Origin of the sequence: Mesorhizobium captivum, from assembly GCF_033977165.1 — a bacterium.
Lineage (GTDB): Bacteria > Pseudomonadota > Alphaproteobacteria > Rhizobiales > Rhizobiaceae > Mesorhizobium > Mesorhizobium captivum.
On the sequence record NZ_JAVIJB010000036.1, the window covers coordinates 60,566 to 69,743 of the forward strand.

The following is a 9,178-nucleotide window of genomic DNA, read 5'->3' on the forward strand; positions in this document are numbered from 1 at the left end:
GGAATTACAAGAGCCGCTTGTTAGACAGATCAATCGCTTTGTTCTAAGTTTTTGTCCGAACTTGGAATAATTTGGCTTCTTTCCCGCCAAGGTGGAAATGATCGGGCGCTTCAAATCCCTTTTCGCGCATTGGAGCCGCCGGCTGAGGCGGCAGTTGGCCGGCGAGCGCTACCATCCCGAGCTTCACTATATGCGCGGACCGGGGCCGAAGACGAAGGCCAGGATGGCGGGCGGCAAGGGCGTTCGCGGATCATGAACTCGGCTGCGCCGCGCGGCGCCAATTCCGCCCCCTCCCAGCGGCCACTGGCCGATACGCGCGCGCCTAATGAACGCGATGGCGTCGACACCTCGCCAAGCGTCTCCGACAGTATCGCCAAGACCACCTGCTACATGTGCGCCTGCCGCTGCGGCATCGACGTCCACATCAAGGACGGCAAGGTGCGCTACATCAACGGCAACAAGGATCACCCGGTGAACCGCGGCGTGATCTGCGGCAAGGGCAGCGCCGGCATCATGCAGCACTACAGCCCGGCGCGGCTGAGAAAGCCATTGCTGCGCGAGGGTCCGCGCGGCTCCGGCGAATTCCGCGAGATCGAATGGGGCGAGGCGTTCGCCATCGCCACCGAGCGACTTTCAGCGATCCGCCGGACCGACCCGAAAAAGCTCGCCTTCTTTACCGGGCGCGACCAGTCGCAGTCGCTGACCGGCTGGTGGGCGAGCCAATTCGGCACGCCGAATTTCGCCGCCCATGGCGGCTTCTGCTCGGTCAACATGGCGGCCGGCGGGCTCTACACGATCGGCGGCTCGTTCTGGGAGTTCGGCGAGCCCGATTGGGACAACACGAAATACTTCATGCTGTTCGGCGTCGCCGAGGATCATGATTCCAACCCGATCAAGATCGGCCTCGGCAAGCTCAAGGCGCGCGGCGCGAAGGTGGTGTCGGTCAACCCGTGCCGCACCGGCTACAACGCCATCGCCGACGACTGGATCGGCATCAGGCCAGGCACGGACGGCCTGTTCGTGCTTGCGCTCATCCACGAATTGCTCAAAGCGGGCCGGGTCGATCTCGATTATCTGCTGCGCTACACCAACGCGCACGTGCTTGTCGTACAAGAACCTGGGGCCGCCGATGACGGACTGTTCGTGCGCGATGGCGCCGGCAATTTGCTGGCTTGGGACAGGGTGGCGAAGGCCCCTGCCAACGCAACCGACCCGGAAGCCAAACCGGCGCTGACCGGCAGCTACACGGTCAATGGCCGGCGCTGCGTGCCGGCGTTCCAGCTGATCGCCGACCGCTACCTGGACGAGAGCTATTCGCCGGATGCGGTCGCCGAGCGCTGCGGGGTCGGCGCCGATGCGATCCGCCGGATCGCGGCGGAGCTGGCGCATGTCGCCTTCGAAGAGGCGATCGAACTGCCGGTCGCCTGGACCGACTGGGCGGGCCGCCGCCACGAGACGATCAAGGGCCGGCCTGTCTCGATGCACGCCATGCGCGGCATCTCGGCCCATTCCAACGGTTTTCATACCTGCCGCGCCATCCATCTGCTGCAGGTGCTGCTGGGCACGGTGGATGTGCCCGGCGGCTTCCGCTTCAAGCCGCCCTACCCCCGTTGCGCACCACCTGGACCGAAGCCCGCTGGAAAAGACGTCCGGCCGATGACGCCGCTGGAAGGCATGCCGCTCGGTTTCGTCTCAGGGCCGGACGATCTGCTCGTCGACGGGGCCGGCCGCCCTACCCGCATCGACAAGGCCTATTCCTGGGAGGCGCCTTTGGCCGCGCACGGCCTGATGCACTCGGTCATCCGCAACGCCTGGGCCGGCGATCCTTATCAGATCGACACGCTGATGATGTACATGTCGAACATGGCGTGGAATTCCTCGATGAACACCGTCGAGACCATTGCCATGCTGACCGACAAGGATGCGTCGGGCGAATACAAGATCCCTTTCATCATCTATTCCGACGCCTATTATTCCGAGACGGTGCCGTTCGCCGACCTAGTGCTGCCCGACACCACCTATCTCGAGCGCCACGACTGCATCAGCCTGCTCGACCGGCCGATCAGCCATGCGGACGGGCCGGGCGACGCCATCCGCCATCCCGTGGTGCAGCCGGATCGCGATGTGCGGCCATTCCAGTCGGTGCTGATCGAGCTCGGCGCGCGGCTCGGCCTGCCCGGCTTCATCGATGAGGGCGGCTCGGCGAAATATCACGACTATGCCGACTACATCGTCAACCATGAGCGTACGCCCGGCATCGGCCCGCTCGCTGGCTGGCGCGGCAAGGATGGACGTTCGAACGGCAAGGGCGAGGTCAATCCGGACCAGCTGCAGCGCTACATCGACAATGGCGGCTTCTGGCACCACGATTTTTCCGACGACCAGCGCTACTACAAGATGGGCAACCGCGCCTATCTCGACTTCGCAGTCCAAATGGGCTTCATCGCCAAGGCGGAGCCGATCGTTTTCCAGCTTTATTCAGAGCCGATGCAGCGCTTCCGGCTGGCCGCGCGCGGCCATGGGAAATCGCAACCGCCAGAAGCCGAGCGCGGCCGTATCGAAGCCTATATGGACCCGCTGCCCTTCTGGTACGCGCCCTTCGAGGACGAGGCCGTCGATCTGCAAAAATATCCGCTGCATGCGCTGACGCAGCGGCCGATGCATATGTACCATTCCTGGGGCTCGCAGAATGCGTGGCTGAGGCAGATCACCAGCCAGAACCGGCTGTTCGTGCACAGTGAAACCGCAGCGAGGCTTGGGCTGGCCGATGATGACTGGGTGTGGATCGAGAGCATCAACGGCAAGGTGAAAGGGCAGATCAAGCTGATCGACGGGGTGAATCCGGACACAGTCTGGACCTGGAACTCGATCGGCAAACGGCGGGGCAGTTGGGGCCTGAAAGACGACGCCGCAGAGAGCAATCGCGGCTTCCTGCTCAACCACATTATTGGCGACCTGACTCCGGCCGACGGCAATGGCAAACGCTATTCGAATTCCGATCCCGTCACCGGACAGGCTGCATGGTTCGACGTGCGCGTGCGCATCGTCAAATGCGCCGCGGAAGAGGCCGGCTTCACCGAGCCGCAATTCGAGCGTTTCCGGCAGCCGCCAAATGTCGGGCCTTCGCCGGACGTGCTTCGCTTCGGCGCCGCGTTCCGCATGAAGAGGGAAGCCGCCGAATGACCTGCCTTCCCGCCCATACCGAGAAGAAGCTTGGCCTCGTCATCGACCTCGACACCTGCGTCGGCTGCCAGGCCTGCGTCACCGCCTGCAAGGAATGGAACGCCGGCGGCCACATGGCGCCGCTGACCGACATCGATCCCTATGGCGGGCATGCCGACGGCGTCTGGTTCAACCGCGTGCACAGCTATGAGCACACGACGGAATTGGGCGGACGCACGGTGAACTTCCCGCGCTCTTGTCTCCACTGCGAGCAACCGGCCTGCGTCACCGTCTGCCCGACGGGCGCCTCCTACAAGCGCGCCTCCGACGGCATCGTGCTGGTCGACGAGGACAAGTGCATCGGCTGCAAATTGTGCAGCTGGGCCTGCCCCTATGGCGCGCGCGAGTTCGATACGGATGTCGGCGTGATGAAGAAATGCACGCTTTGCGTCGACCGCATCTACAACGACAATCTAGCGACGGAGGACCGCGTGCCGGCCTGCGTCGCCGCCTGCCCGACCAGCGCCCGGCATTTCGGCGATCTTGGCGATCCTGCCTCAGCCATCTCGCAGCTTGTGGAGGAGCGCGGCGGCGTCGACCTGATGCCGGAGCTCGGCTACAAGCCGACCAACAAATACCTGCCGCCGCGCGCCCGCAGCGAACGCGCGGCGAAGGTGGACGCGCCTGCGCTGGAGCCTATCAAAGCAGAAGGCGGCTTTCTCGGCTGGATCGACCGCATGCTTTCGAACTAGCTTCAGCCAATCATGCATCCCGGCCTTTCCGTCGTCTTCTTCACCACCGCCACCGGCGCCGGCTACGGCCTGCTGGCGCTGCTCGGCGTGCTCGGCGGATTTGGATTGATCCCAGCCGATTTCTGGTTTGGCCTTGTCGGCATGGGCCTGGCGCTCGGGCTGATCGGCGCCGGCCTATTGTCCTCGACCGGCCATCTCGGCCGGCCCGAGCGCGCCTGGCGGGCCTTCTCGCAATGGCGCAGCTCCTGGCTGTCGCGCGAAGGAGTTTCGTCGGTCGCGACCTTCATTCCGGCCGGGCTGTTCGGCATCGGCTGGGTACTGCTCGGCAAGAGCGGCGGCTGGGTGGCCATCGCCGGCCTGCTGGCGGCGGCCGGCGCAACCGCAACGGTCTGCACGACCGGCATGATCTATGCCTCGCTGAAGCCGATCGCGCAGTGGCACAGCCGCTATACTTTGCCGGCTTATCTTATTTTCTCGGCGATGACAGGCGCCGTGCTGCTGAACGCTCTTCTCCAAGGTTTCGCCGTGGACTCGACGGCGGTGCTGATGTTCTCGCTGCTCGCCACACTTGCCGGCTGGGGCTGGAAACTCGCGACCTGGCGGTACGATGACCGGCTGGAGATCCCGACCAACGCCAACACGGCGACGGGGCTGGCCGGCGGCACGGTGCGGTCGATCGAATGGCCGCACACCGAAGAAAACTACCTGCTCAAGGAAATGGGATTCCGCATCGCGCGCAAGCACAGCGCGAAGCTGCGGCGGATCACGCAGGGCCTGGCCTTCGCCGTGCCGGCTGTCTTGCTTGCTATCGCCTTCGCCTCAGTGTGGCCCTTCGCGGCCATTGCGTCGGCGCTCGCGGCCATTATTCAGCTCGTAGGCATGCTGGTGGAGCGCTGGCTGTTCTTCGCCGAGGCGAAGCACACGGTGACGCTCTACTATGGGCGATAGGTGCCTGTGTTTAACTTTCGCTTATCTTCTGGACGAAAGTTAAAGACAATATTACGATAAGCGGCGATGGATTCGACATTCAAGCGCGTTCCAGCTCTCTATTTACAGATCAAATCGATGAACCTCACTGCTGCCCACTTTCCGACTTGTCTTGCACGCGGATTTTTCGTTGCGCTTATAGTTATCCTTGCGCCTCACGATTTAATGGCAGGCGCGCTCGAGGCCGACGCCGCCTTCAAAGCGAAAAATTATACGGAAGCATACAAAGAATGGACGACGCTCGCCCAAACGGGCGATGCTATTGCCCAATTTAACGTCGGATTTCTGTATTCCAGGGGACTTGGCGTTCCACTGGATTATTCCAAAGCTGCTGAATGGTGGAGCAAGGCGGCGGATCAGGACCTGGCAGTAGCCGAGTTGAATCTCGGACTTTTGTATTCCTGGGGTAAGGGCGTTCCGCTTGACGATTCCAAAGCGGCAAAGCTATGGCGCAGGGCCGCGATCCAAGGTTTGTCCGAAGCTCAGCAATATCTTGGATATGTGTACCTCGTCGGAAAAGGAGTACCCAAAAGTGGTTCCGACGCGGTCCTTTGGTTTACCAAAGCAGCGGAGCAAGGTAACGTTGACGCACAGATCAATCTGGCTGCTGCTTATCTGACCGGTGAGGTTGTAGATAAAAACCCGAAGCTAGCCTTCTATTGGTACGAAAAGGCTGCGCAACTGAACAACGGCAAGGCCCAATTCAACTTGGGCCTGATGTATCTCAAAGGCGTTGGCGTTGACGTGAATGCTGAGCTTGCCGTCCAATGGCTAAAGCGCTCGGCAGGCCAGGGATACCATGGCGCAGAAGAGGTGCTTGATCGCATCGAAGCTGCGCTTAAGAAGACTTGAGTTCCATCCCAGATATAACGACGATCTCAGCCCGGCCTGAGCATGGAGCCGGAGATGGCGAAAATGCGCTCGGCGCCGAGCATATAGGCTACGAGCGTTTCCAGGCGGAACAGGCCGGCATAGGCACGATCGAGCACGTTGAGCGAGCCGGTGTAGGCGCCGAAGGCCGGCATGATCATGCGGCCGCCGTCACCGGCGAAACAGCGGCGCCTGACCGAACGGCCGCGCTGGACGATGCGCGCGCAAGGATGGAGGTGCCCCGATATCTCGCCTTCCACCCGCAGCTTCGATGGCTCATGCCGGAAGAGCAGCGAGCCGATGGCAAGCTCCCTGACGGTCTCGCCGGGCAAATCGGCCGGTGCCTCGGGATCGTGGTTGCCGGCGACCCAGAACCAGTCGCGCCCTGCCATCATCGCTTCCAGGCGCTCCCTGTAGCTCAGATGCATGCGCTCGGCGCCGCCGCCGTCATGGAAGGAATCGCCCAGGCTGACGACGATCCGCGGCTGGTAGTCGGCGATCACCGCCTGCAGCCGCAGCAAGGTCGCGCCGGTGTCGTAAGGCGGGATCAGCGCGCCGCGCCTGGCGAAGGACGAGCCCTTTTCGAGGTGCAGGTCGGAGACGGCGAGCAGCCTCAGATCGGGGAAATAGAGCACGCCGCGCCGGTCGCAAACCGCGCGCTCGCCGGCGATGCCGACTAGGTCGGCCTCGGCGATCAGCGTTGCGCGCGACAGCGAAAAATTCATCCCCTCTCCGTTCTCTGTACCGCTATGCCCGACCCATAGCCTCTTCGACCAGGTCGGCGGCCTCCATCAACAGCGTGTCGTTGGCGCCGCCATTGACCGATTCCTTGCCGATCTCCAGCATCACCGGCACCGCCAGCGGCGAAATCTGGTCGAGATGCTTATGCACGATTCGACCGCGCACACGCGAGAGCATCTCGCCAAGTCTGCTGACATCGAGCAATCCGGCCGAAGCGTCGGTGCGTGTCGCCTGCAGCAAAATATGGTCAGGTTCATGGCTGCGCAGCACGTCATAGATGAGATCGGCAGAGACCGTCACCTGGCGGCCGCTCTTTTCCTGGCCGGGATAGCGCTTCTCGATCAGCCCGGCGATGACCGCGCAGGTGCGGAAGGTGCGCTTCAGCATCCAGCTGTCGTTCAGCCAGGCTTCCAGATCGTCGCCAAGCATATCCTCGTCGAAAAGTGCGGCCAGCGACGGCTTCTTCGCCTTGAAAAGTGCCGCCATATCGTCCAGCGCCCATACGGCGAGCGAATAGTCGGTGGCGACGAAGCCGAGCGGCCTGGCATGCGCGCGCTCCAGTCGGCGCGTGAGCAGCATGCCAAGGGTCTGGTGCGCCAGCCGGCCCTCGAAGGGATAGGCGACCATGTAATGGCGGTTGCCGCGCGGAAAGGTCTCGACCAGAAGGTCGCCGCGCTTCGGCAGCACCGACTTTTCCTTCTGCAGCCGCAGCCAGTCGGCCACCTGCTCGGGCAAGACCCGCCAGCGGTCGCTGTCGGCCAGCATGCCGCGCACCTGCTCGGCGAGATAGGTCGATAGCGGGAATTTGCCGCCGGCATAGGACGGCACGATGATGTTGGCGCCGGCGCCGTTGGAGACGACACATTCGTTCTCGCGGATGCCTTCGAAGCGCAGCACCTTGCCGGCGAACAGGAAGTTGTCGCCGGGCCTCAGCGTCTCGGCGAAATACTCCTCGATCTTGCCGAGCACCGGCCCGCCGCGGCCGGCCATGCCGCGGCCCTGCCGGACATAGCGGATATTGAGCTCCGGCATCTCGACGATGGTGCCGACATTCAGCCGGTATTGCTGCGCGACGCTCGGATGCGAGACGCGCCACAGCCCGTCCTTGTTCCGGCGGATGCGGGCATAGCGCTCGTAGTTCTTGAGCGCATAGCCACCGGTGGCGACGAAATCGATGACGCGGTCGAAAGTCTCGCGTTCAAGCGCCGCGTAAGGAGCGGCGCCGCGCACCTCCTCGAACAATGAGTCGGCATCGAACGGTCCGCCGCAGGCGACGCCCAGCACATGCTGGGAGAGCACGTCGAGCGCGCCCTTGACCAGCGGCGGCGTGTCCTGCGCGCCGAGATAGTTGGCGTCGAGCGCGGCGCGGCATTCCAGCACCTCGAAGCGGTTGGCCGGGATCAGGATCGCCTTCGACGGCTCGTCCATGCGGTGGTTGGCGCGGCCGATGCGCTGCGCCAGGCGGCTGGCGCCCTTCGGCGCGCCGACATGCACGACCAGATCGACATCGCCCCAATCGATGCCGAGGTCGAGCGTTGAGGTGGCGACGATGGCGCGCAATGCATTGTCGGCCATCGCCTTCTCGACGCGCCGGCGCTGGCCGACATCGAGCGAACCATGATGCAGCGCGATCGGCAAAGAATCTTCGTTCGCCCGCCAAAGCTCCTGAAACAGCAGTTCCGCCTGGCTGCGCGTGTTGACGAAGAGAAGCGTCGTGCGGTGTTGCTTTATCGCCTCGTAGATTTCGGGAATGGCGTAGCGGGCCGAATGTCCCGACCATGGCACCCGCTCGCGCGAGTCGAGGATGGAGATGTCGGGCTTGGCGCCGCCGGCGACCGTGATCAGCCCGGCCATTTCGCCGGATGGATTTTGCGCGACCAGCCAGCGGCGCAATTCATCCGGCTCGGCGACGGTGGCCGACAGGCCTATGATCTGCAGTTCGGGGACAAAGGCGCGCAGCCGGGCCAAGCCTAGCGCCAAAAGATGCCCGCGCTTCGAAGTGACCAGCGAATGCAATTCGTCGAGCACGACGTAGCGCAGATCCTCGAAGAAACGCTTGGCATCGTTTGATGCGATCAGCAGAGCGAGCTGCTCGGGCGTGGTGAGCAGGATATCGGGCGGCACCAGCTTCTGCCGCTGGCGCTTGTGCGAAGGCGTGTCGCCGGTGCGGGTCTCGATGGTGACCGGCAGGCCGATCTCCTCGACCGGCTTGCCGAGATTGCGCTCGATGTCGACGGCCAGCGCCTTGAGCGGCGAGATGTAGAGCGTGTGGATGCCGCGATGCGCCTGGCCGGGTTTGCGGCGCGGCCGGCTGGCCAGTTCAGTCAGCGAAGGCAGGAAGCCGGCCAGCGTCTTGCCGGCGCCCGTCGGCGCGATCAGCAGCACCGATTGTCCGGCTTGCGCGTTCGCCAGCAGTTCGAGCTGATGGACGCGCGGCGACCAGCCTTTTGCGCCGAACCATTTGACGAATGGCTCGGGCAGGAGAACGGCGGCATTCTGTTTGGCAAGGCGCGGCTGCTCTGTCACGCGTGAAGAGGTAGCGCGACGGCGCGCGCTCGCCAAGAAGAATCGGAACAAAAGGGGATCAAGGTGCCCTTTTCCTTCTCCCCTTGTGGGCTAGTGTGCGCACACATTTGCTTCGGGTTCATATTTGGGAGGCCAGAACG

General features: G+C 63.5%; 7 protein-coding genes. 5 read left to right on the forward strand and 2 right to left on the reverse strand.

Annotated features, from left to right (window positions below):
• Nucleotides 1–97: 97 nt before the first annotated feature.
• From RFM40_RS25505 to RFM40_RS25525, 5 genes are all read left to right on the forward strand, one after another.
• The gene (locus RFM40_RS25505; protein WP_320228778.1) at nt 98–256 is read left to right on the forward strand and encodes a hypothetical protein; all 159 of its coding nucleotides are present in this window, start codon (nt 98–100) and stop codon (nt 254–256) included.
• Nucleotides 253–3,183 (forward strand): molybdopterin oxidoreductase family protein, encoded by a 2,931-nt coding sequence (locus tag RFM40_RS25510; protein WP_320228779.1) that lies wholly within the window; start codon nt 253–255, stop codon nt 3,181–3,183. The genes RFM40_RS25505 and RFM40_RS25510 overlap by 4 nt, the downstream gene beginning before the upstream one ends.
• On the forward strand, nt 3,180–3,914 hold the full coding sequence (locus RFM40_RS25515) for a 4Fe-4S dicluster domain-containing protein (RefSeq protein WP_320228780.1): 735 nt from the start codon (nt 3,180–3,182) through the stop codon (nt 3,912–3,914). Before RFM40_RS25510 ends, RFM40_RS25515 begins: the two co-directional genes overlap by 4 nt.
• 12 nt (nt 3,915–3,926) lie before the next feature.
• A complete protein-coding gene (locus RFM40_RS25520) occupies nt 3,927–4,862 on the forward strand; it encodes a dimethyl sulfoxide reductase anchor subunit family protein (RefSeq protein ID WP_320278535.1) in 936 nt (311 codons plus the stop codon).
• Nucleotides 4,863–4,928: 66 nt separating this feature from the next.
• On the forward strand, nt 4,929–5,753 hold the full coding sequence (locus RFM40_RS25525) for a tetratricopeptide repeat protein (RefSeq protein ID WP_320278536.1): 825 nt from the start codon (nt 4,929–4,931) through the stop codon (nt 5,751–5,753).
• A gap of 26 nt (nt 5,754–5,779) precedes the next feature.
• On the opposite strand, the gene pdeM is transcribed toward RFM40_RS25525, so the two are convergent.
• Nucleotides 5,780–6,496 (reverse strand): ligase-associated DNA damage response endonuclease PdeM, encoded by a 717-nt coding sequence (gene pdeM / locus RFM40_RS25530; RefSeq protein ID WP_320228783.1) that lies wholly within the window; start codon nt 6,494–6,496, stop codon nt 5,780–5,782.
• 22 nt (nt 6,497–6,518) lie between these two features.
• Nucleotides 6,519–9,038 carry a ligase-associated DNA damage response DEXH box helicase gene (locus RFM40_RS25535; protein WP_320228784.1) on the reverse strand — a complete coding sequence of 840 codons (2,520 nt, stop codon included), beginning with the start codon at nt 9,036–9,038 and terminating at the stop codon, nt 6,519–6,521.
• Between the last annotated feature and the right edge of the window lie 140 nt (nt 9,039–9,178).